The sequence below is a fragment of the Arthrobacter sp. JUb115 genome (assembly GCF_004365035.1).
Taxonomy (GTDB): domain Bacteria; phylum Actinomycetota; class Actinomycetes; order Actinomycetales; family Micrococcaceae; genus Glutamicibacter.
On the sequence record NZ_SOBS01000001.1, the window covers coordinates 509,387 to 532,856 of the forward strand.

At 56.3% G+C, this 23,470-nt stretch carries 22 protein-coding genes; 15 read left to right on the forward strand and 7 right to left on the reverse strand.

Annotation, left to right across the window (positions count from 1 at the left end):
• Window positions 1-336: 336 nt before the first annotated feature.
• Together EDF61_RS02380 and EDF61_RS02385 are read right to left on the reverse strand one after the other, a co-directional pair.
• Window positions 337-795 carry a toll/interleukin-1 receptor domain-containing protein gene (locus EDF61_RS02380; protein ID WP_286172062.1) on the reverse strand — a complete coding sequence of 153 codons (459 nt, stop codon included), beginning with the start codon at window positions 793-795 and terminating at the stop codon, window positions 337-339.
• Window positions 796-1,277: 482 nt separating this feature from the next.
• Entirely contained in the window at window positions 1,278-2,057 is a 780-nt protein-coding gene (locus EDF61_RS02385; RefSeq protein WP_133833247.1) for an HNH endonuclease family protein, read from the reverse strand.
• Here EDF61_RS02385 and EDF61_RS02390 point away from each other — a divergent pair.
• The gene (locus tag EDF61_RS02390) at window positions 2,035-2,994 is read left to right on the forward strand and encodes a restriction endonuclease (RefSeq protein WP_166650670.1); all 960 of its coding nucleotides are present in this window, start codon (window positions 2,035-2,037) and stop codon (window positions 2,992-2,994) included. The genes EDF61_RS02385 and EDF61_RS02390 overlap by 23 nt on opposite strands.
• A 280-nt stretch (window positions 2,995-3,274) precedes the next feature.
• Here the strand turns inward: EDF61_RS02390 and EDF61_RS02395 are convergent, their stop codons facing one another.
• Window positions 3,275-4,243: a GGDEF domain-containing protein gene (locus EDF61_RS02395; RefSeq protein ID WP_133833134.1), complete on the reverse strand. Its 969-nt coding sequence runs from the start codon at window positions 4,241-4,243 to the stop codon at window positions 3,275-3,277.
• A 420-nt stretch (window positions 4,244-4,663) separates the two neighbouring features.
• On the opposite strand from EDF61_RS02395, the gene EDF61_RS02400 reads away from it, so the two are divergent.
• From EDF61_RS02400 to EDF61_RS02410, 3 genes are all read left to right on the forward strand, one after another.
• Window positions 4,664-5,290, forward strand: a complete 627-nt coding sequence (locus EDF61_RS02400) for a helicase associated domain-containing protein (protein ID WP_166650671.1) — start codon at window positions 4,664-4,666, stop codon at window positions 5,288-5,290.
• A gap of 487 nt (window positions 5,291-5,777) precedes the next feature.
• Window positions 5,778-6,407 carry a helix-turn-helix domain-containing protein gene (locus tag EDF61_RS02405; RefSeq protein WP_133833136.1) on the forward strand — a complete coding sequence of 210 codons (630 nt, stop codon included), beginning with the start codon at window positions 5,778-5,780 and terminating at the stop codon, window positions 6,405-6,407.
• A 5-nt stretch (window positions 6,408-6,412) separates the two neighbouring features.
• Window positions 6,413-7,144, forward strand: a complete 732-nt coding sequence (locus EDF61_RS02410) for a hypothetical protein (RefSeq protein WP_133833137.1) — start codon at window positions 6,413-6,415, stop codon at window positions 7,142-7,144.
• On the opposite strand, the gene EDF61_RS02415 is transcribed toward EDF61_RS02410, so the two are convergent.
• Together EDF61_RS02415 and EDF61_RS02420 are read right to left on the reverse strand one after the other, a co-directional pair.
• A complete protein-coding gene (locus EDF61_RS02415; RefSeq protein WP_166650672.1) occupies window positions 7,128-8,327 on the reverse strand; it encodes a M23 family metallopeptidase in 1,200 nt (399 codons plus the stop codon). The two genes, EDF61_RS02410 and EDF61_RS02415, sit on opposite strands and share 17 nt — an antisense overlap.
• The gene (locus EDF61_RS02420) at window positions 8,327-8,689 is read right to left on the reverse strand and encodes a protein kinase family protein (protein WP_133833139.1); all 363 of its coding nucleotides are present in this window, start codon (window positions 8,687-8,689) and stop codon (window positions 8,327-8,329) included. The genes EDF61_RS02415 and EDF61_RS02420 overlap by 1 nt, the downstream gene beginning before the upstream one ends.
• Window positions 8,690-8,935: 246 nt before the next feature.
• Between EDF61_RS02420 and EDF61_RS02425 the strand changes: the two genes are divergently transcribed.
• The 8 genes from EDF61_RS02425 to EDF61_RS02460 all read left to right on the forward strand — a co-directional run bounded on the left by EDF61_RS02425 (window position 8,936) and on the right by EDF61_RS02460 (window position 19,051).
• Entirely contained in the window at window positions 8,936-10,222 is a 1,287-nt protein-coding gene (locus tag EDF61_RS02425) for a MinD/ParA family ATP-binding protein (protein WP_133833140.1), read from the forward strand.
• A 3-nt stretch (window positions 10,223-10,225) separates the two neighbouring features.
• The gene (locus tag EDF61_RS02430; protein WP_133833141.1) at window positions 10,226-10,573 is read left to right on the forward strand and encodes a hypothetical protein; all 348 of its coding nucleotides are present in this window, start codon (window positions 10,226-10,228) and stop codon (window positions 10,571-10,573) included.
• Window positions 10,573-11,328 carry a DUF8175 domain-containg protein gene (locus tag EDF61_RS02435; RefSeq protein WP_133833142.1) on the forward strand — a complete coding sequence of 252 codons (756 nt, stop codon included), beginning with the start codon at window positions 10,573-10,575 and terminating at the stop codon, window positions 11,326-11,328. The genes EDF61_RS02430 and EDF61_RS02435 overlap by 1 nt, the downstream gene beginning before the upstream one ends.
• Window positions 11,325-13,418: a TrbL/VirB6 family protein gene (locus tag EDF61_RS02440; protein WP_133833143.1), complete on the forward strand. Its 2,094-nt coding sequence runs from the start codon at window positions 11,325-11,327 to the stop codon at window positions 13,416-13,418. The genes EDF61_RS02435 and EDF61_RS02440 overlap by 4 nt, the downstream gene beginning before the upstream one ends.
• 9 nt (window positions 13,419-13,427) lie before the next feature.
• Complete coding sequence (locus EDF61_RS02445) at window positions 13,428-15,068, forward strand: hypothetical protein (protein WP_133833144.1); 1,641 nt, start codon at window positions 13,428-13,430, stop codon at window positions 15,066-15,068.
• A 251-nt stretch (window positions 15,069-15,319) separates the two neighbouring features.
• Window positions 15,320-16,702, forward strand: a complete 1,383-nt coding sequence (locus EDF61_RS02450; protein ID WP_133833145.1) for a putative type IV secretion/conjugal transfer ATPase — start codon at window positions 15,320-15,322, stop codon at window positions 16,700-16,702.
• Entirely contained in the window at window positions 16,677-18,437 is a 1,761-nt protein-coding gene (locus EDF61_RS02455; protein ID WP_133833146.1) for a type IV secretory system conjugative DNA transfer family protein, read from the forward strand. The genes EDF61_RS02450 and EDF61_RS02455 overlap by 26 nt, the downstream gene beginning before the upstream one ends.
• Complete coding sequence (locus EDF61_RS02460; RefSeq protein WP_133833147.1) at window positions 18,434-19,051, forward strand: DUF4913 domain-containing protein; 618 nt, start codon at window positions 18,434-18,436, stop codon at window positions 19,049-19,051. Before EDF61_RS02455 ends, EDF61_RS02460 begins: the two co-directional genes overlap by 4 nt.
• 360 nt (window positions 19,052-19,411) lie before the next feature.
• On the opposite strand, the gene EDF61_RS18710 is transcribed toward EDF61_RS02460, so the two are convergent.
• Together EDF61_RS18710 and EDF61_RS02465 are read right to left on the reverse strand one after the other, a co-directional pair.
• Window positions 19,412-19,576, reverse strand: a complete 165-nt coding sequence (locus tag EDF61_RS18710) for a hypothetical protein (RefSeq protein WP_166650673.1) — start codon at window positions 19,574-19,576, stop codon at window positions 19,412-19,414.
• Between the two features lie 376 nt (window positions 19,577-19,952).
• Window positions 19,953-20,477 (reverse strand): hypothetical protein, encoded by a 525-nt coding sequence (locus tag EDF61_RS02465; RefSeq protein WP_133833148.1) that lies wholly within the window; start codon window positions 20,475-20,477, stop codon window positions 19,953-19,955.
• A 926-nt stretch (window positions 20,478-21,403) separates the two neighbouring features.
• On the opposite strand from EDF61_RS02465, the gene EDF61_RS02470 reads away from it, so the two are divergent.
• The 3 genes from EDF61_RS02470 to EDF61_RS19010 all read left to right on the forward strand — a co-directional run bounded on the left by EDF61_RS02470 (window position 21,404) and on the right by EDF61_RS19010 (window position 23,226).
• Complete coding sequence (locus EDF61_RS02470) at window positions 21,404-21,661, forward strand: hypothetical protein (RefSeq protein ID WP_133833149.1); 258 nt, start codon at window positions 21,404-21,406, stop codon at window positions 21,659-21,661.
• Between the two features lie 356 nt (window positions 21,662-22,017).
• The gene (locus EDF61_RS19005; RefSeq protein ID WP_286172064.1) at window positions 22,018-22,644 is read left to right on the forward strand and encodes an IS110 family transposase; all 627 of its coding nucleotides are present in this window, start codon (window positions 22,018-22,020) and stop codon (window positions 22,642-22,644) included.
• A gap of 72 nt (window positions 22,645-22,716) precedes the next feature.
• On the forward strand, window positions 22,717-23,226 hold the full coding sequence (locus EDF61_RS19010) for a transposase (RefSeq protein ID WP_286172065.1): 510 nt from the start codon (window positions 22,717-22,719) through the stop codon (window positions 23,224-23,226).
• Window positions 23,227-23,470: the final 244 nt, after the last annotated feature.

The window sequence follows — 23,470 nt, forward strand, 5'->3', positions numbered from 1 at the left end:
TCTTTAGATACCTGTTGTTTTAGCACTGCCTCACAACTAACAGTGTCATCGGGTCTCTCTGACAACGATTGCAACACATAGTTGCGAGAATTTTGGACCGTTGAGTTTCCGCGGATTTTTCACCGGGGGGAGTGACGTGCGGTGAGACGTCTTGCAACCCTTCAGTAGTAATACAGTCTTCTACATGTGAAACTACGCTGAACCGAAAATACTTCAAGAATCTAGAACTTCGGGTCTATTGTAAGTCAATAGTTGAAGACCCCAGTAGAAGCACAACGAAAACTGGTGTGGCATGTAGCTGTTGTCTACATGCCACACCAGTCTTGTTGTCTGCTGCTAGAAATCGGAATCCGAATCAATGGTCTCGGCGATCTTGATCGCAACCTCTTCTAGCGAAGATGCCTCTGTGCTCAAACCTGAGCGGGCAGCCAAAAGGGGGCTGACGTCTCGAAGTTCTTCGAACGTAGTTTCATGCGTTACGGGAATAACACGGTCGGTCGCTAGAAGCGCTGAGAGCTCCTTATCAGCGATACCTTCAACATCGAGACTCTTGAACATTGAAGGAGTCACAAGCACAATTCCGATTTTGGATGTTCTGAGACCTTTATCAATTTCTCGGATAAGTGACTTTCCTAGAACCACGTCTTTCTCACTGAACCAGACAGATACGTTCTGCTTTTCCAGCTCATCATGTAGTTCCTTCGCCGCGCCCCGTCTGTCGTCCCAGGCATGGCATAGGAAAACATCACGGCGGTCAGGGTACTTTTCGGAAATCCGCACAGCCTGTTTATGCACCGGGGAGAGGGTTCGCACTTCGGAGGGGGTAAAGGAAACACTCGTACCTTTGGAAGTACGGCGCTTACTTCTGCGCCCACCGCCTGAAGATGAGGAAGGCGCTGAAGACCGGGATTGTGTCGCTTGGTACGTAGGAGCGGCATATGAACGTCGATAAGAACGACTTGAACATGCGGGGCAGCGCGCTGCCGCACTAGCCGAGCGATGACCCTGGACGGGAGCTGTACATTGCATGAATCAAATCATAACAGTGGTCCAGGACACACTTTCCACCTTTGGTCGATGGGAAATTTATTCTCGTATCTCGTGGAAACCTTTTTCGGGGACCCCTTGTGTTCAGTGTCAAGAAATTTCGACTCATGAATTTCATAGAGCGAGCCCACGCTGCCTGCCGGGTGCACCAAGCTTAGGATCAGTCTTTCTGGCCAGCATTCCCATAGTAAATAGGGATCAATTGATCACCCGTGTCATACCGGGGCCCATTACGTGCGGTCGTTAGTCAGCACACGAATAGACGCCGGGTGCTCAGTTTTGGTCATCCACAAGCTGCACTTGTGCTTAACAGCGATCTGGCGAGTCACGTACTCGCACCAGAAACCTCGGTTCGGTGGTAACCAGGTTGCAGTGTCGCCATCGCCTTTGGAGGCGTTCGTCGGCCCGTCGACTGCCAGTAAGTTGAGTGGATCGTTTGCGAGCTCGATGCGTTCCTGAGCCGATAGCTGTTGTACTCCTTTCTGCCATACATCCGAAAGCGCAACAATGTGGTCAATCTGGACAGCAGCACTGGTTCCCTGGCCACGTAGGAACTCAAAGGCCTTGCCCGTGTAGGGGTCGAGAAGAGTCCTGGTGAGAACCACGGAATTATGTGTTCCGGGTTTGAACTCGTGGACATCCAGGTCCCGGGCGAGGATGTCGTTGCGGGTATCGCAAACGTTGCGGTCCGTGTCACTCCATCCGCTGCCGAACATGCTGCGTTCGTATCCAGTCTTCCGCGCGCGGCCCTTCACTGGAATTTCAGCAAGCAGGTCGGAGACCTTCGATGAAGCCTGGGATGCTTCCTTGGGCGATGCTATTGGTGCTGGTGCCGACTCAGGTTCGCTGGGCTCGACGGATTCCGTAGGCTCCTCGGTGCTGATCGTGATCGGTGGAGCTTCAGTTCGAATAACTATCGGGGGAGCAGCACGGCCGGGAGTTTCATCAGGGATCGGAGTCTTGTGCAAACATGCGAGAATTGTCGTTATGAAATCGCGAAGTTTACCCATTAAGTTATCTACACAGGAAACGAAAATAAAGGACCAAGATGAGCTTGAGGATTGGCTCAATGCAATGGCGAAAGTTGACCCTGACAGTGACATTAATCCTCCAATGATGGCCTTCCCTACCGATGAAATGCTTAAGAATTATGTTTCGTCGATCGATCAGCGAGAATTGAATCAGGTGAAACACTTATTAAGATGCTTTCTCTTCGAATACGTGAATTTCGGCACTGATGTATTTAACTTCAGAATTCTTCAGATGAAGGATGCTGGAGAAATTCAAGAAAGACTTGCTTCCAGAGAGTATGGCAAGCGCCTAGTTAACCCAAGAACGCCTGCACATCCTGGTGTCCGATGGATTATTGATTTACTGCCACATTGGCCCAATAAAGCAATGGAAGTAATTGATGCATACATTATGGCTCATGGGCAGTCCTTGCCTGATCGCCGCCTAGAAGGGTTATGGGACGCTACGGCGTTAATTTCCGCTAAGTACCTATCAAGGAAGAGTAGCAACGCGGCCGAAGCGCTAGCGAAAATCAACCCTCGTGAGCTAGAACATCTCACGGCTAATCTGTATTCGAAGATGGGATTTAGTTGCACACTAACTGCTCCAACAAATGATGGAGGTCGCGACGTGATCGCTAAACGAGAACAGCCTGGGCGTCGAGAGCATCGGGTTATTGACTGCGCACATTATGGTGGTTCAGTTCCCATTACAAAAGCACGTGCAATCCTTGGGACCGCGGACAATGATCATGCGACGTCAGCGGTGTTATTGACCACTGGGAGAATCTCGAAGAATACCTATCAGATGGCATCTAAAAATAGCAAACTGGATCTTGTAGACGGAACGAAGCTAGTTGAATTATTGGATCGACATTTGGGACATGCCTGGCCACGTGAAATCGATTATTGGATTCAATGGCCCCCAAGAAGATAACGTCTCGATAGCGCTCCAGATTATTATGCTCAAGGCAAGATAGTTGCCCGAAAGTTCATCATATGCGATGGAATCAAATTAAGTCTTCTTCTACTTAACATAACGTACATTATCGGCGAAAGAATTCCGCCCAAAGAAGCGGTTGCAGAGGTAGATAAGATCAGCAAAATAGCATGTCAGTAATGACATTAGTGAACACAGTTTTCGATCTAGAGATCTTCCTGGCATGAGCGCATTTAGAAGGATATAGTTCTCTAAAGGCCGTTGCAAGGACAGTCTGTTAGCTGTTTTTCCTGGCACGAACGCGACTCTGATATTTCTGCTGATACATTAAAGCATCAGCCGCGGCAATGCACTGATCAATGTTGGTACTACCTGGCTGAGCTGAATAGAATCCTATGGCTGCAGGAATCCCTGCCTCTTCCAAGGACTCTTTGAATACTGAGAAATAAGCCTCTGTCTGGGATGGAGCTACTCCGTTGGCCAAAATCATGAACTCATCACCCCCATATCGAGCGACGCGGCAGGACTCAGTGCTTTTTCCTCTCAGGATCTCACCAGTGCGCTGCAACAATAAATCTCCAGCTGTATGACCTTGGCTGTCATTGACCTGCTTAAGCCCATTGAGGTCTATCACAGCAACCGAGACGGAATCGCCAAAAGCGTCGAGACGTTCTTGCGCATCGCTGGTGATCTTATCCCAGCCGCGTCGGTTCAACAGACCAGTCAAAGCATCTGTTTGCGCCAAGGCATCGGCTAGCTCACTATTTCTCCGTTCTCTATCAGCTACTCTTGCTAACTTCAATTGGGCAGATAGAAGTGAACTGATGAGGGCAACGAGTTCTTCATCTATTTTCTCTCCCTCAGTGAGCGGATCGGTGCGAACCCCGCACAGGACACCAAACATCTCATCCCGGTCATCATTGATGGTGTACCCGGCATAGGCCCCCACCTCGGCTGAAAATCGCATACACGAATAGTCAGGATCTTGCTGCGTATTTTCCACAATATGAGCAGCACCATTGGCCATTCGACTGCATAAAGATTCCTCCCACTCAACACGTTGACCAGTTTTGAGCAACTGATCCGGCTGCACGTGCAAGTGGACCTGCTCTCCATCGATTACTCGAGAAACTGACCAATCTGTCAGCGGAGTATGCATTTTAAGGTAAGAAATAGCCTGTTCAGCCGAATCGGTGAATATCTGGGCACCGTTAAATACCTGTGCATCTTTCGCAATGCGTGTCATCTTAGGCTTTAACCTCCATGCAGCTCAGGCGATAATACCCTCAGAGCACCATTCGAAATTAATCAAACTTAAATTCTCAACGAGAACAGCGATCCTGTGTGAAACCATTTCCTACTAAACAGAATAACAACCGTCAGGTGCTGAATTGATGTATGTCCTCTCTAAATCCCACCAGAACCGTTTGGGTATTTAACGAATGATCGAGCATTCATTGAGACAAGCACCGGCATAGTTTCAAAACTTTGGTAAGTATCGCTAGCCTGTATTCGCTTTTAGCGGTGGTTACGGCACCTACTAGGACCGGTGCCCCCTACCGGAGACAAGCACGCCGGGACCGGCATGCAAAAGCCTGGACTACAATACCCCACCAAATCCCAAGAATCCGTCCTCAGCGCTCGTCGCGTACGGTATCTTAAGGCCATGACCAGCTGGAACATTTCAAGGCACCCCGAATGGGACCAGCTGCTGCTCGCCGGTATCACCGTGCGGGAAATCGCCGAACTATGTCATCGCGGTCCCGCCACCATCCACTACCACCTGCGACGACGCGAGCATTATGAACCCGGTTTTCGCGCCAAGCACGAAGCTGCAGTGGCCTCACGCGGCAAAGCCCGGCCCTCCAGCATGTGGCGGCGACGGGCAAATGAACTGACAGCATTCCATGCTGAGTACAAAAGGGTTCCCCGCACCACCGGGGACCGCGCCGAGCGTTCCTTGCACGCCTGGCTTGCTGTTCAACGCAAAAACCTCCAGGCCGGCCAGTTGCCCGCCGCTAAAATTCTGCTTTTGCAAGACGTTCCCAACTGGCATATCGACCCGCGGCAATTCGAACTCGATGAGCGATGGCAGGCCCGGTTTGAGGCTCTTGTCCAGTACGTTGCAGAGCACGGTCACTTCCCACATTACCGGACCTACGCATCCGAGAAGGAACGATCCTTGGGTGTCTGGCTGCATAACCAGCACCAGTCTCGATCGGAGAAGAAGCTGGCGGCATGGCGGTGCGACGCTCTGGAAGAAGCTTTTCCGGGCTGGTCCAGCCAAGCTTGACCAACAACAGAAGACGAGGACCTGCCGCACAATTGTGACAGGGCCCTACGAGTGGTCTGAACGGCGACTGCTACCGCCCCCAAGAAGGCAGGCCAACGATTCCGATAGGCGTCCCCACCCCCCCCCGAATCAACTGCAAAACTTACTCATTATCGTACGTGCCCTACCGACAAGCCTCCGCTTTTGTTCGGCTATCGCGAGTACACCTTCGTGAAGCATCCATCGGCCGGCACCTTCGCCTGCCATAACAGGTTCTGAGCCCTGGTTTCCGGGTTGTTCGGTGTTTTGTGGCCGAATTGTGTCTTGTCCCCGCCTATAAACTGGGAATATAGGCCCGTCAGACAGGATAAATTGAGACAGGTTAGCAAAAGCACCGAGGGCGCGGTGTGAGCATGTTGTTGTGGTGTGAGTGAATGAGCGGTAAGTGAAGCTAGGGCGCGATGAAGTTCAAGCGTGGCTGGATGAGGTTTCTCCAGGCACCGGTTCCGTGCGCCTTGCCGCCGTCGCTGACCTGCCGAGGTTGCGGGTCAAGCAACAGCTCGCTCGAGGCAACGTCGCGCCGGCAACAATCGCTGCCATCTCCCGCGCCCTGGATTTGGATCCTCTCACCCAGCTCGCCCGCTTCGAAGCTTTCTCAGATCTTGTTCCTTCGTCGCCTGCCGTCGGTGAGATGCCAGGTTTCATTTCATCGCCAGGGTTGTTCCGCGCCAGTGCTGGACGCCTGGAAAACCAGCCAGTGACCGAAACCCAACTCGGGCCTGAGAGCTACGATATGGCGGCGTTGTATTGGTTCAATCTCGCCAACGACGGGGCGTTGCGTGCCAGGATCGCTGATGAGCTGGGAGTGAATCAGCCGACGCTATGGAAGATGCTGCGCACCAGGTTGCGTGAAGATGTGGCGCTGGCGGTGTGCGAGCATGCTGGGTGGCCGGGCGTGTCGGCTTTAGTGATCTCTGAAGTGCTCACGGGGAAAGAAGCTGGTTGGGTTGAAGAATGCCGTGCGACTTGGGCTAATACAGTTCCTGTCGGACAGTTGCTCAGTTGCACTGAGCAACGTTTGCAGCAGGTGGGCAAGCAGGAACGCGACCGGGAGAGCTTCGACCGTCATTTAGGATGAATGATGTGGCGGTTTCGAGCTGGGTGTCTGCAATCCTTGCCACCAGTTTCCTCGCAGCCCTCATCGCCCGCCTTCCTCGCCTGATCCAAGGGGTCGGGAATTTCTGGTTGTGGCTCACCCATTTGGGCATGGCCCTCGTCCTGTCCTTGGCTGTTGATCCGGTCTATGAGTTCGTTGATTCCTTGGCGGGATCCCAAAATTTTGCGAACCTCGTATCCCATATTGGTATTGCGCTGGTGTTCTTCTGCGGCGGCATACAGATCTCCCATGGCATCAACCGCCCCGAGATCGCACACAAGATCCTGAAACTCTCCACTGTCGCATTGCCGGCCTCGGCCGCCCTGATGGGTGTCCTGTTCGTGCTCAGTGGCAGCTCCTACTCTGATGTGGGGTTGAACGCGTTCAGGGATAACCCGTTGGTGGTCTTATATAAGCTCGCGCTTTACATATACCCGGCGATCGTTTCCTCGTTCCTGGTGGCCCCGCTGATGCGGGCAGCTACCGAGTCGGTATCAAGGATTCCGTACTACTCCAAGAAGCTCATGGGCTTCGGCTTCGGCCTGGTCATCGCCGCCCCGCTGGGGCATCTGGCCGAGCTGGCGAACCGGCAACTGGGCTGGATCACGGACTTGTTCATCTATCCTGCAATTCTCAGTGTCCTGGCCGGCATGACGTTGGGACTGGTGGATGCGGTGCTGCGCCGAAGACAGCAGCAGGACTTTATCCAGGCATCGTGACGCCCTGCTGCTCGAGCAGCTCCATCGGGTTCGTGATCTGCCCGTCTTTCCATACTTCGAAGTGCAGATGGAAACCGGTCGAGTTGCCGTTGGTACCCACCTGGGCGATCTGTTCTCCTGCTTCAACTTCATCGCCGACGTGCGCGATCAGATCATCCGGGAACATGTGAACATATAAGGTCGTGATCTGGGCGCCGTCGTGCATGCCGTGGTCGATTTCGATCTGGCAGGGCGACCGGCCCACAACGAGGTCATCGCAACTGGCGCGGATGACTTGCCCGGCGGCCGCCGCGTAAATCGGGGTGTCTTCCGGGGCGGCGAAGTCTTCGCCGGCGTGCGGGTAGGGGCCGCGGGATTCGCCGTAGTTGTGCCAGATCTTCGTCAACGTCTCCAAGGGGAAGACCCAGTCTGATTCATTGTTCGGAGTGTTTTCCGTTTTCGGGTTGCGGCTCTCAGCCCCCTCATCACACGAGACATAGGCTTCATCCTGGTCGACATCAGTGGCTTCGGCGCCTTGCAACGCCGCGTAGATCAGCTCTGCATCATCCCTGCGTTGCGCGTAGTTATCAGGCAGGCCGGAGGCTTGGACGGCTTCGGCGGCTTGCTCGTAGGGCAGCTCTTCCCACCCGTCAATGTTCTGGAGGCGGTCGAAGAAGGTCGCAGCCGCATAAGTAGGGTTCATGATCTGTCCGACAGTGCCCCAGCCGGCGCTGGGCCGTTGCTGGAAGGTGCCCATGGCGTCCCAGGCGTGCCCGACACCTTCATGCGGTTCATCCAAGGAAGCCACGGCCACCTCTTTGGCTTGTTCCCATTCGTTTTTGGTCATGATGTGGGTGCCTTCCGGGTACTGCCAGCTCCCGTCGTTGGCCAGGATGGTCAGGCTGCTTTCCTGGATGGAGGTCATCAGTCCGATGATGGCCGCGCGTTGGGGCAGATCTGCGGTGCTGGCTTCGTTGATGATGATCGCGGCGTTGGCCAGTTGCTTCTCGGTGTAGTTGCCGACTGGGGTGGTGGGCAGGTTGGTGACGTTAATGTTTTTCCCGATGCTGCTGTTCGGGTCGCAGTCCATAGAGAGGGGATCCGCAGCGTCTCGTGGTCCGAGGATGGTCAGAGAGAGGAAAATGCCGCCGAAGAAGACTAGGAGGATGATGGCGAGGGTTTTGATGAGTCTGAAGCGTCGCATTACTTGGCGCTGGTGATCTTTTCGACGACCCATTCACCATCAGCCCGGCTTAACAGGAAGTCCAGGGAGTCGGTGTTGGTGTTCACGGTGACGGTGGCGATCGCCGCGGACCGACCTTTGACGGGTTCTTCGGTGCTGGTGACTGTGGTGGCGGTGATGTTCAAGTTCGAGACGTTTTGGAAGGTGCGTTGCGCGTCGGCAGAGAGATAGGGCCGCAGCCCGGTAAACCATTGAGGCTGGTTCAGGTCGGGGCGGGCGTAGGCTGTCGCGGCGTTGGTGGCCACGTCGCTAGCTTCTTGGGCGATCCGGGGGCTCCAGTCTTCGATGGCTGATTGTTCCGGAGAGGCATGAATGTCGTGCATGATCCCGTTCCCCTCCCCCGGCGTGCCCTCTGTTTCGGCCGGTGTGCAACCCGCCAGCAGCGCACTGGCTAAGACCAGAGCGATCCCTGTCGTGGCGGCACGGCGGCGAGAGCGGTCCCTAGCGTGGTGCGTGGTGCGGTGCATTCCCTGGTTCATGGCAACCCCCGTAGAGTATTATTTAGTGTTGAAACTTATATTTTCAATACTAATTGATACCATGGGTTTGATGAACGAAAGGGGAACTGCATGAGCGGGGATTGGCCGGGCGAAGAACGCCGCCGCATGAGAACAGACCTTCTGGTGAAACCAGCACCCAGCGAAACGGACACCAGCAACCCACCCACCCAGCAACCAGCCAGCGACGGACCAGCCCCTGGCTCGAGCACTACGACCCCAAATAGCGAGGGGCAAGAACCAGCAAACGCATCTGAGAAACCGGATTCCGCACAGGCATCCCCGGCATCCGGGACGATTCCGGGATCAGGAACACTACTGGGCTCAGGGACACCGCTGGTCTCGGGAACGCTCAGCAGTGCGATCACCGGTTCCGACGCCCTGGAAACGCCATTGCCAGCCGAAGAGGGGTGGCAAAAGAAGATCCGCACCTTAACTGGCGGGCTGATCGCCCCGAAACCAGGACCCCAAGAACTGACACGCCGGGACACGCTCGCCTCAATCCGCCGGGTCTACCCGCGCCCGGTCACTGTGACCATCGCCCAACCTGCCGGCGGCGCCGGGAAAACATCCCTCACCGTCGCACTGGCCTCCACCATCGGCAACACCTCGGATCACAACGTGCTGGCCATGGACAACAACGAAACCATGGGCACCCTCGGAGTCCGCACCCGTTCCAACGGGTCGAACATGACCATCATCGACCTGCTCGACGCCCTCGAGCAGCTCAAAAGCGAACGGACCCGCAGCGGCGATGTCCAGTACTACACCCGCCCGCAAGGCGATAACCGGTTCTGTGTACTGGCCTCCGATGAGGATCCAGACCGGATGCAAATGCTCACCCGCCCCACCTTCAACGAACTGCTCGAAGTCGTCCAGCGCTTCTGGAACGTCGTCGTACTGGACACCGGAAACAACACCCGCGCCGAGAACTGGCTCGCCGGCATCGACGCCACCGACCAGCTCGTCTTCCCAGTAGAGCTCAACGACAAATCCGTCGTCTCGGTCCTGCGCACCATCGAGCAACTGCAGGCGATGTCCCAAGTCACCGGAAACCAGCACTATGCCAGCCTGTGTGAGCACGCGGTCCTGGTCATCACCCCAGGATCCCACCGACGCGCCGTGGCTCCAGAGCGCCGAAAAGAACTGCGCCAGATGCTCGAACAAGCCCTCGGCGAGACCGCCACATTCCTCACCGTCCCCTACGAGCCAGCCCTGGACACCAACGGGCTCATCGACTGGCAACTCGCCACAGACGAGTCAGTGCGCGCCTTCGAAAAAGTCGCTGCCGCCGTCAGCGCCGGACTCTTCCGTTCCGCCTCTAACGACACGACCCCACGAAACACCAAGGAGAACTAACCCGTGTTCGCACCAGTACACACCGCGCTCAACATCGTTGCGGAACAAAAAGAATCCACCACCGTGAAAAACCCGTTCGAGGGAGTCTCCCCCGACATCTCACCTTTGGGCGATGGATTCGACAGCGCACTGGGCATCATCCTCGGCGTCATCTGGGGCGTCGTACTGATCTATGTGGCCGTGAAACTGCTGACCAGCCTTGGCAAGTTCGCCGGTGCGAAAAAGCAAGGCCACTACGAAGAGCTCGGTGAGCATACCGATGAGATGAAACGCCGCGGCATTGCCCTGGTCGCGGTTGCCGCGTTCGGTGTCATCATCGGTGCTGTCCTGAAATTGGCGGGGATGCTCTAATGACCAGCCGCCGCAGAATCATTGTCCTCATTGTCGCGGTGGTAGCCATCGCCCTCGTCGTGGTAGCCAGCGTCCTCATGTCCCAAGACCAGGATCAACCCGATTCTTCGGCGGCCACCACCCCTGCCACACCCACCAAAACCAGCGAGTACGGGTTCCCGGTCTCCAGCATCCGCCTCGGTGAAGGCGGAACCAAGACCGCACCCGACGGAAAAACCCCTATCGGATACACGGCTTCGTGCGAAGACGCCGTCCGTGCCGCCGTGAATTATGTGGCGGCTGATTCCTACTCCCCTGAAAACTGGAAGAACCAGAAGGCAACGCTTCAGCAGATCACCGCTTCGGGCGAGTACAACACGAAGTACATCAACGCCACAGCCTCACTGGTCTCCAATAATTCAGCTTCGGCCGAGAGCAGCCTGATCTCTCCAGCGATCTACAAGGTCGAGAACTGCGAATCAGGCAAATCAGCAAACATTGCCGTGGCACTCCAGATCGACGATCCAGGGCTCGAACTGGATGGGAAAACTATCGGCCCCTCGATCGAATACCGCACTCAGAACCAATCTTTGGTGTGGGAAGGCAACAATTGGAAGCTTGATTTCTCGCCGACGCCCGTTCGTGCGGAATCTCAATTGATCATTGCCGAGGGAGAGAAAGCTCCAGAATCCCCCAACGATCTGCTGAACCAAATTTTCGTAGACTCCCAAGGCAATCCGCTAAGCCGCGATGGTTGGATGGAGCTTGCACGATGAGGCGGTTGCTGACCGCCATCTTCGCTGCCTTGCTCGCCCTAGGTCTAGCAGTCCCGGCCCAAGCCACCGGAACAGATGAAAATATCTCTGAGGTTCTGAGCCAAGACCAGGTCAAGCGGTACGAAAACTTATCGGATGACGATAAGAACACCTTGCTGCATGATGTCATCACGGAGATCGGCGCCGACGAATGCAGCAATTTCACGTACTACCGCAAGATGGAATCTTTCCTCAACTTCGACTCCCGCAACTGCGAAGAACAGACGCGCGATGCGTTGCACGCCATGTATCCGGACCCTGACGCGCTGATCATCAAGCAGGAACCAGCCATGGATTTGTGCGAGGCCCTGAGCTCCACGGGTGCGGGACAGCAAAGCGTTACTTTCTGCGTCAGGAAACAAGCGAATGATTTCCTTATGGGGTGGGCTTCAGGCACTCTGAGAAATTGGATGGGCCAAAGCGAGATCGGCCGATCGGTTCTGAACGCCATGGATGCCATCGACAACACCATCGACTTCGTAGCCGACCCGAAAAGCGGACTCGAAGAAGTCGCCAACAGCAGCAAATCAGAGTCCATCGCACTCACCTCAAAAGTCCTCGAAGAGCTCACCTCCACCACCGAATTCGATGCCTCCAGCCAAGAGTTCAAAGACCGTTGGGCACTCTACGCGGGCATTGGTGTCGTCGGGCTCTCCATCATGCTGCTCACCTTATTCAAGCACCACAGCAACGGAGAGATCAGCGACGACGACTTCAGCAACTCCTTGCTCTACTACCTCCCGGTCAGCCTCTTCCTGGTGATCTACGGGCCGTGGGCCATGATCGAAATACAGCAACGCATCGCCCCGCTGACCTCCGGGGCCACCGACTGGTCAGCGGAAATGATCAGCAACTTCATCACCGTGATCTCCCGGTTCGCCTCCCTGGAATCCAGCAGCTGGTTCGGTCCTCTGGCGGCGATCATCTTCTTCGGGATGCTGTTCATCGGCTCGATCGCCCTGATGATCTACTTCCTGCTCATCCCGATCTTCCAGCAACTCATGGGCCTGGCCATCGCCGCCCTGATCGGCATGCTCATCTCGCCGAAAACCCGCCGCTACGTCCTGAAGATCGCTTCCACCCTCGCCACCCTGCTGATCCTCAAGCCCGTGGTCTTCCTCGTTATGGGCGCCGTCTTCGGAGTCCTGGCCTCACAGACCGCGTTCAAGGAAGGCACCGACGATGTGCTGGTCAACGTGGGCAACCTCGGTGCGACTGCGTTCATCATGCTGCTGATCGTTCTTTCCCCCGCTGCGATCTTCCGGTGGATGCCGATCATCCAAAGCCGCGAAGCGAACTTCGGCGGGATCTCCCCTGAAATTTCTGCTGGTGTCGGTGCTGCGGCCGGTGGCATGGCCGGCTCCCTCGCCGGCGCTGGCGCAGGAGCCGTGCGTCGGGCGATCTCCTCACGCCGCGGCAACGCTTCCAGTGGCTCTTCTTCTTCTGGGTCCCGTTCCGGTAATGGTGCATCGGGCGGCGGTGCTGCAGCAGGAGCCGGTTCAGCAGCAGCCGCCGGTGCTGCTGGCCAGGGATCTTCAGCTGCGCGTGGCGGTGATGATAGTTCTTCCCCACCTTCAGGATCCGGTACGTTCGGAAGTCCGGATGCTGGCCAGCCGCAAGGTTCTTCTAATGGCCAGTCGTCGCCTGGCAGCCCGGGCCAGGGTGCTCCGACCGAGGTCATGGAACGGCCAACCAGCCCCCGAACAGGAGGCGCAGGAAATGCCAGTGATTCCAGCGGCGCGGGTAGTCCAGGAACCATGGGATCTTCGGGCCGCAGTCCTGAAGGCGGCCCTGCTGGCGAATCGACCTTCGACGGTGGCGGTACTGGCACTTCTGGCCAGGCGGCTGGAGCCTCCGGCCGGCAAACCCAACCCGCCGGTCCTGCCAACTCTTCAACCAGTGCCACCTCTAACAAGGCGTATCGGCCGTTGCGTACCGGCAAGGTCGGAATGCTCTCCAACGCCCGCTACGCCATGTCCAACGCGGCAGCCCAAGCCCGCATCGCCCAACAGGACTCCGACCCCGATACCTGGGATTCGTTTAAGGACTGATCAACCCTCATGACTCGTCACGTTGCCCTCGGCGGTGAGTTCAAGTCCCGCGGACTGCTCTCAGGCCGCTCCCTGCCCGAAAAGCTCCTCCTCTTCATTGGCCTCGCACTCTCCGCATTCCTGGTCATGTTGGGATCATTCAGCTTCTTCTTCCTCGTCGCAGCGCTCTTCGTGGCCGTGGCCAGCATCCTTACTACGATGCCCACCGCCATCAATGAAGGACGCAGCCTCGCAGCCATCCACGCCGAACGGGCCTACCGGCTCTGGCAGAAAACCACCGGCACTGATGTCTTCGACCCCGTCCACGAACAGATCGCCGCAGAGCGCCTGAAAACCTACCAGCACACCACCCAACAAGAGCAGAAAACCCCGCGCAAGCAGAGAACACCGAACAAACAGGCAACCCCGAACCAGCAGAAGACTGCCCGTCCCAAAGGGTTCGCTGTACGCCGGGCCCAACGCCGCAAAGCCACCGACCAGCCGGCGCCGTTGATGATCGGGAAGATGAGCGCCACCGAAGTCCCCTTCAACACCCGCGAACGCCTCACCGTCTTCAGGCATGCGAACACTGCTCCGGTGTTCTATACCGCGATCTTCGAAGTGCGCGGCAGCACCGGCGGCGTGGTGGAAGAAGACATCGAAGACATCCCGTTCATCGGGTTCGGCAAAGTCCTCGCCCGGGCAGCGCGGCGGACCAGCGCCATCTCCCACATCCAAAGCTTCACCCGCTCCGTCCCCCTGGACATCACCGACCATATTTCCTGGCTCTCGGACTACGTCCACCCCGAAGCACACGACCATCTGGTCCGCTCCTACCAAGAGCTCTGCCTGGATGTGGAGCAGAAAGCCGAACAGCACCGCTCCTACTGGGTACTGCGCTTCGACAACCTCGCCGCACTGCAGCGCGCCATCACCGCCCAAACCCCCGGCCCGCGGGCGGTGCATGACGCGATCGTCAGCGAAGCCCACGCCCTGATGTCCCAAGCTGTCACTCATAAGGCGATCCGCAGTTTCCGGCCGGTGAACTCCAACATGGCCGCCGCCCTGCTAGCGCATTTGCAGGACCCGTACGAGTTCAGCATCGACGACCCGGACCAAAACCTCGGTTCGGTCTGGCAGCGCCTGGACGCCACAAAAACGTCCAAAGCAGTTTTGGTGAATAACCGTGCTTACACTCGGGTGGCTTATATTCCCCGTCATGGGTTCATAGCCGGCTCCGCGTTGCCGGTCCAGTCCATGCGGCAACTGGTCAACGGGATCGTGCCCGCAGTCATCCATTCGGTGTCGTGGGTCAACGAAGTCGTCGATGCCCGCACCGCCCGTGCCCAAGCAGTCTCTGATCGCACCAGCGATAAGGCCAAGCGCAAATCCGATGCGGAGAAAGGAAAGGTTAGCGACGGCACCGAACACGTCATGTCCAGCTCCTCGGACCAGCGCGGCGCCGATCTCATGCCAGGCAGCGGGCATCACGGGGTGAAATGGGGTGCGTACCTGAGCTTCACCGTGCAGTCCGAAGAAGAATTATTGGCTGTGTCCACGCAGATTGAATCGGTGGCCACTGATTGCGGAATCGAACGACTGATTTGGCTTGATGACCGCCACCATATGGCGTTGGCTTCCGTGATGCCGCTAGGACGAGGGATCCGTTAATCATGAAATATTTCAAGAAAACCAACCGCTCAACTGTTCTGCCCACCAGCCCCGGCACATCCGGAAAAGCCGCCTCCGGGCCTGCCTCAACTGACGGGGCAGTTCCCGGCCACAAGGGCGCGAAGAAACAGTCACGGAAAGAACGACGTGCATCAAAGCAAGCCAGGAAACTAGGACGAACACAAACGAGCAAACTAGCAAGCAATCAAAATAGCTCCACCCCCGCACCCGCCGAGATGTTCCGCCCGGACGTGTCCTGGGACGCTGGCCGCCGTTCCCGCACCGGATCCACCTACGGGCTCTACGACCCAGCCCCCGAAGGCGGGATCAGCACCACCCGGCAAACAGAGATCAGCAACCTCGCCGTCCCCTGGTCCCCCACCTCCTACAAAGGACTGCTCTTCGGCCTCGACCTGGAATCAGGGTGGGGCGTCATGCACGACCCGATCTTCGCCTACCCGAACACCGTGAACAACGCCAACGTCATCCTCATCGGCGACCTCGGCTCCGCCAAAAGCTCCGGCGGCAAAACCTGGGGCGGCCTGCGCCCGCTGATCTTGAACCGCAACGTCATCGTCGTCGACAAGAAACCCTCGGACTCCAACCCGGAAGAAGGCGAATACGCAGCCCTCTCTAGGTTCTTCGGGCGCGAGCCGATCACCTTCAAAATCGGTGGCGGCGGAGCCTGCCTGAACATCTTCGACCCGGCCATCTCCCCCGAAGTCGAAGACACCCGAACCAACGGCTCCGAAGCCCCACCAAGCCAAGCACAGCTATTGCGGGCAGTTGCCACCGAGGTCCTCGGCCGGCCAGTCTCCTCCCGCGAAGGCAAAGCAATGCGCACTGCCCACCACCGCGTGCTCAAAGAAACCCGCGCTGCTGGCCGTACCCCCACCATCGGCCTGGTCATCTCCCGCATGCTCGACCCCTCCCCTGTCGACTGCGAGGAACTGCAGATCGACCGGACCGTGTTGCGCGAATGGGGGTACGATCTGGCGTTCGAACTGGAACGGTTCGTCGATGAAGACCTTTCCGGCCTGATCGATGGCGAAACCTCAGAGAACGTGATCCTCGCTGACGGGTTAACCGTCTTCGACGTCTCCCAGCTGCCCGAGACCGGGCCGGCGTTGGCGATCATCATGACTGTCATCAACACGTGGATGACCAACCGGCTCTTCCGGGCCAAGAACCGGCGTCAAACCCACTTCATCGTCGAAGAAGCCTGGCACGTCGTCCAAACCTCCGTCGCCAAAGTCATCCGCCGCAACCAGAAAGTCTCCCGCGCCATCGGCCTGTCGAACTGGTTCATGTTCCACCACGTCTCAGACATCCCGCCCGGCACCGAGGCCGAAGCGATCATCAAGGAATGCGACACCGTCCTGGTCTATCAGCAGAAGAAAGCCCCCGATGCGCGGGCCGCAGTGGAAATGTTCGACCTGCCTGCCTCCAGTTACGGCACGATCTTGAACCTGGCCACCGGCACGTGCCTGATGAAGATCGGCAACGAAGCACCGTTCGAGGTCAAGCACCTGCGCAGCGACGTGGAAAAGATCCTCACCGACACCGACAAGGCCCTCACCGCCCAGAAAATGAACGAGGTGATCACCGATGAGCGCGAACCCCACGCAGCGTAACCGCGAAATCCCCGCCTGGCTGCTCATCGCCGCCCTGGCCGGCCTCGCCCTGGTGGCGTTGAACTGGGGCGAACGCCTCACCCCCACCGGCACCGGGATCTCCTGGAACCCCATGGACCTAATCCAAGCCGCCCTCGACAAGAACCTGGCCTGGCCGACCGGGTCGTGGTTCATCCTCGGTGGCTTCGCAGCCGTGCTGATCGTGGCGTATGTGCTGTTCACCGAACTCTGGGGAAGCTCGCGGGATGAGGCGAAGAAATACACTCCGCAGGGCGCGTCGATTACGTCGATGATGGGCTTCACTTCCGCCTGGCGCAAAGCCCGGCAGATCTACGGGGCCCAGGTTACGAAGAAGACCGCCGAGGCGTTCATCGCCCTGGCGGTCTATGCCAACGCGTCGAAGAAAATCCCGCTGTATATCCAGCTGGAAGACAGCATGTGGGTCTACGCCCCAGCACGCGGCGGCAAGACCTCCAGCATCGTCATCCCCATGGTCCTCAACGCCCCCGGCCCCGTCCTCGCTACCTCCACCAAACCTGACGTTGTTGCCTGGACTGCCATAGCCCGGGAAAAACAAGGTCAGGTGTTTGTGTGCGACTGGGAAAACATTACCGGCTGGCCCAATACCGTGAACTGGACGCCGATCTACGGGTGCGAGGACGAAGACGAAGCCCTGGAGCGGGGCAAGGCATGGGCTAACGCGGCCCCGATGGAAGGAACCAAGAACGGGTCCTGGTTCAGCGCCAAAGCAGGCACCGTCCTCGGACGACTCCTGCACGCCGCCGCATTGGAAGACCGCACCATGGACGACCTGCTCATGTGGATCTTCGACTCGCACAACCCCGAACCCATCACCATCTTGGAGGACCACCACAAATCACGGGCCTTCATCCAGCCCTTGCGCGAACGCACCGAATCCCGGGCCGGCGAAACCGAGGACTCCATCAAAGCCACCCTCATCTCCCTCGCCGAACCCCTGGTCACCGAACGGGTGCTCTCGCAATTCCGGTTCCGCAAGGAAGAATCCTTCGACATCAACACCTTCCTCGAAGGACCGAACACCCTGCACCTCGTCGTCGACGGGGAAAACTCCCCGCTGGGGACCTTGAGCACCATGTTCGCTGACCAGGTCTATCGGGCGGCCCGCCGCAAATCCAGCCAGTTCGCTTCCGGCCGGCTCTGGCCGGTCTTCCGCATGGTCCTGGATGAGGCACCGAATGTGGCGGCGTTCAGCAACATGGGCGAACTGATCACCGACACCGGAGGCCGCGGCATCCAAGTGGTCGGCATCAGCCAATCCTTTATCCAGAACGAAGCGCGCTGGGGCAAGGAAGAAGCCAAAACCATTGAATCCAACGCCAGTTTGAAGCTGATCTTCCCCGGAATCAACAGCGAAGACCTGAGAACCTACGCGAATGACATGGGCGTGCGAGATACCCCCCGCGTCAGCCACTCCTCCAGTAAGACCGGTGGCTCGGTGACCCGCAGCAGCGAAGAAAAAGCGGTCGTGCGCGCTGAGGAGCTCAAGCACCTGCGGTTCGGACAAGCTACCGCCGTGTATCGGAACCTGCCGCCGCACGTGGTGCATACCGAGATGGTGTGGCAGCGCAAAGACCACCAGGACTTGAAAGACATGAAAGACCAAACATTGCGCAGGTGCGGAAAGATCTTCCACGAACCCACCCAAACCCAGGCCGGTAGCGAGCCGGCAGAAACCTTTGACGGTGCCCGATGAGCGAACCACAACCCCACGACGATCTCGTCGAACTGATCGTTCCGCTGGTTGAGCCGCTGATCGAACGTCAAGAAAAGGTCGAGCAAGGCCTCGCCGCACAAGAAACAATTCTTGTGGAACTCACGAACCAGCTGGAACGACTCACCAGCATAGGCCCCGAGCAGGACGTCTCCCCGTGGAACCTCTATGCAGCCAACCCGAAACAAATCAATGAGCTGCTGACCAAGATCAACCAGTGGCTTCCCTGGATGAACGCGACCTACGGGGCGGGACAAAGCACGAACATGATCCCCGCCTGCTGGTTTCTACATCCGAACGTTGTTGCCCACGTAGTGGGGTTGTATGTGTCGTGGACGGCAGCGAACTATGGGAGTGAGAACCCGAATAGTGATCTGGTGTACTGGAACCTGCGCTACCTGCCCGACGTGCTCGATATCGTCAACGCACCCGCAGATAAGGGCGGGATGGCCGGTTGCCGGCGTGAGCACCGCGCGCCGGAACGGACAGACCCAGTCCCGGAAGCTCTCACGGATGAATTTACGCAGTGGCTGGAGCGGGGATACCTGCTACCCGACGACGATGAGGCCGTCGCTCAGCTCGACGTCTCTCAATGAGGCTTAGCTTCTCGACCTGTGTGAGGCTTCAGGCTAGGTCTTCGGTCGTTGCTTTGACACTGCACGCACACGATTGAGCTTCATAAGCCACTCACCGAGAGCAGGGTCCATGTATTTCATGAGGAAGAAGACATCAACCAAGCGATGCTCGGGCTGGGCAGAAAGAATGTTCTCGCCGTGGGCTATGCGGTTTCTCAGGTGATGCAAGCGGTGCAATCGGGCGGAACGATCACGCGCTCCTTGTGAGGCGTAGGGGAACGCTTTCAACAAGGCTTCCTCCCATTAGCCCCATAATGCATCAATGCTAACCATTTACCAAAGGAAATCTGAGCACTAATATCGTAATGGATTGGCTTTCTCTTATGCCGGCTGTGGCTTTTGCCTTCGACCTGATGCATCAACCGTATGCCTTGATGTTTTAGCAATGCCGTTCCGCATCATGCTATTAGACGGTGTAGCAGGATCTTCATTCCATCTAGCCATAAACATGCGTCCACTGATTTCGACTATTTCCACTTCACTCACGATGCGAAGTGTATTCGGACTAGAGTAAAGAGATTTCACGGGCGGAGAATCATAAGGAATAAGGCCTGCCCATTTGTGGAGATTGCCACTGGGGAATATCTCGCGTGCGCATTGGCATGCGAATGGTTCTCCGAGCACTCCGGCGGGTAACATCAAACTCTTATTGGAAGGGATTTTAGGTGAGGCGTTATTTTTCTTGCTTGGGATCGCTTAGATTGGCTTGGCCAACCGGTGAAGGCCTCCCACGCTTCTTGAGAGGTGGGGGTTAGACGCCCCCACCTACTCGATTAAATTATTGCTAAATTCCCAGACATTCAGGGGAGTAATAATCTCTAAAATCTAACCTAGGACTAGTCGCTTGGCAGATTATTCAAACCTACGACCAAGTGCCGTATGTTCCGAACCCTAGGTAAGCAGACTTGCTCCTGAACTGAGGGTATCCGGCAGAGTTTTCCCAAGGAACGTTGCGGCCTCCGGTCTTTCCGCAGCCCAGACCGTAAGTTTTCTTGGTTACCCCTTTGAAAACACCATTGGTGTACTTGGACACGTAACCAATTCCTTCTCCGCAGGCTCCACCATCACTGGTATAGATCAGCTGAAAGTTGTAAACTTGACGGCCAACTTTATTTCCAATCTGAGAGCATGATCGGTTGCCCCATTTGCTCCAACCGCCGCCAACTGGCGTATAAAAACCGGTCCAGCAAGCGCCTTTAGCCGCTGCAGGTTTAGCAATTGCAGCTGAAGCAGAACGCTTCGATTGTGGAGATCCTCCGGCCTTGATAGCGAGAAGATCTTTAGCTACTTCGTTTGTTTCTTTTACTGGGACTTCACCTGGAGTAAGTCCAATGTCTGATGCTAGATCTGGCGCAATGAACAGAGCGTCTTCTGCTTCAAGAGGCATAGGGTAAAAACTTCATCGCCGCTAACCTTTGAGGTTGCAGGATCCATGACAAACATTTTTTCGGAGCTAACACCGAAATTTTCTACCATTGCCGAATCAAGAGCAGCCTGATTGACGTATGTCGAAGAACTAGATTCATGTGGAGCCGCCAGAGCAGCTACTGGAGTCAGGACGCCCAAAATCAACGGTACGCAGGCAATACTCGTCAGACTTCTTCTAAGTTTCATTTTTATCCCACGTTGGACTGAATTTACCGACAACAAATGTACATCAATCTCTAGGATTTAATACCGGCAGATGCTCAATAGTTATCAAATCGATATAATTCGACCGTGCTGAGTGTAATTTTCACTTCCCGCTGGAATCGACTTCAGAGTCCCTTTGCTCAATGCCAGGAGTTGCATCGGGTTGACTGAGGACAATTTTTTCGTAGATCTTTGACGCATCGGCCAATGGTTCCAAGGGGTGAGGCGTGCAGCTATCACGACGAGACCGGATGATTCTTACTAAAGTTCCGACAATAATAGTGATCCAGAACGCTACATGGGGTATTGCGCCGTAATGTGGCTTTGACCCATCCTGCCAAGAAAAGTAAAAAACACCAGAAATGAGGAATGTTGTACACAGGACTGCTATCAGTAGCTTTTTCACGTTCACTCGTCTTTTCAGAACGTCCAATGCGCCGCCTGCACACTGTTCATCGGTTCATCGGTTCATCGCATGAATGTTGTGTCCTGAGCATAGGCTTGAAAACATTCACGTCGGTTTAGATGCGTAACGTTCATGCTAGTCAGTACGGCGCATGAACGCTAATTAATTCATTCTCTCATTGTAAATATACTACGATAATATCAGGTCATCTCTTATCCGACTGTTAGGATATGGACCAATAGGATGAAAATCAATCACACTACCTCAAGGAAAAAATGGCTCTTATTCATAAGAAGCTCGTTAGCATTGGAGTGCTGATTGCTGCAGTTGGCGTAGTGGTATCGAGTTTGTCCCCGGGGTTCTTCTTCGGCCTCTCCAACAATTTGAGCACTAACGATCCTCTGGTAACAGTTCCGCTGACGCTCTTAGTGACTTTTTGCCAGATGATCTTGGCACCATTCGGAGCAACGCTTGCTGCAATTGGGGTGTCCAAGCATCTGTTATCCAAGTCTGAGATGGATTCAAACGAATAATATTTATGCCTTCTTGACTCCTACTGTGCCTGGAATGTGCGGCTTTCAGGCCCTATCTGCGGTGAACACATGTGGTGTTGGGTCAAAGGCTAAACACATTGTTTGGGAAGCATGAAGCCCGTTATGTTGATAGTTCCCTCACCCGAGGATGATGGGAGCAATCGCCCAGCCAACCCCGGCGTGGTTTCTTGCCCCTGCTTATCCAATGGTCCGGGGCGTTGTAACCGGGGTTGGATGGCATCAGGGTGACTGCTGATTAGAGGCACGGTGCCAAGAGGCACTGGGCGCCAGTCGTAACGTGGATGAGAGGCTTTGTTACCGGTGGTTGGCCGGCACTGAACAATTAATCGATTCAAGTGAGCACAGGTCATGAAAACCGAAAAAATCTAGATCTTCCTTGGCCTCGACGACGGAAAACCGACCGCTGGGCCTGCGCCGTCACCACCGGCGACACCAAAATCTGGAACAAAACCCTGCCAAACGACGAAGCCAAACTCACTAAGATCTGTCAAGAGCTCAGAGTCAAAGGCACCGTACTGTTAGTTATCGGTCAGTCCGCGACCATTCGTGCCCTGGCCGTGGCTGTAACTCAGCATCTGGGCATCACTGTGGCCTACTTTGCCCGGGCTTACCATGCGCCGCATCGCAGACATGTATCCGGGCACGGCCTCAACAGACGAAAAGATGCCTTCATCATCGCTGACGCGGCCCGCAGCATGCCGCACACACTGCGCAGCATCCAAGTCTCGGACGTAGACGAAGCCACGCTGGCCATGCTTACCGGATTCGATCTGGACTTGTCTCGGCAAATCACTCAGATCAGCAACCGGATCCGCGGGCTTTTCACCCAGATTCATCCCGCTTTAGCGCGTGCGTTGGGAGCGCGGCTGGAGCATGATTCGGTGTTAGAAGTTCTCGCTGCGTGGCCCACTCCCGCCCGGCTGCGTCATGCCGGCAAGGCCCGGATCGACGCGAAGCTCTAGAAGCATGGTGCCCGTCGGCACACCGACTGCGCTAGCACCATCCTGAACGCCGTCGACGAGTAAGCAGTGGTCGTGATCGGTATCGACGCAGCAGGATTAGTCATCCCGCATTTAGCCCGACAAATGATTTCCTTGCACGCCCAACGCACGGACGTAGCCACACATCTGGAGAGCATGCTGGAGACTCACCCTCTATACTCGGTCCTGACATCCATGCCAGGGGTTGCCGTTAGGACCGCTGCGATCATCATCGCCGAAACCTCCGGCAAGACCTTCACCAGCGCTACAGCACTGTCCTCATACGCAGGATTAGCCCCAACCACGCAACAGTCAGGGACATCGATCAAGTCCGAACGCGTCATCCATTCAGGTAACAAATGCTTGAAACGAGCATTGTTCCTTTCCGCGTTTGCGCCCATCCGTTTCCATCCTGTCAGCCAGGCCTATTATGACCAGAAACGAGACCAAGACAAACGCCACGACCAAGCGGTGATCGCATTCGTCCACCGTAGCCTGACGGTGTTGTTCACGATGATCCGCGACAGGTTTATTTACGGCGTTCCGGCGGTGGAAGCTGCTTGATAAAATACACAGGGGCACCTCCAGGAGTGTCACGGCGTCGCCACGAGTCGAACCCGATTGGGTTCCGAAAAGACACCGTGCGAATCCTGAAAACGCTAATCGATTTGCTCTCTAACAAACGTATTCGTTTTCCCATACCCGACACTGTGGATAGGTTTCGTACCACTTCTCTGGTCACCAAGCACTGCCTCACGTGCTAAGCCTCTGAGACAACTGCGATTTGTCATACTCACTGGTTGTGCGG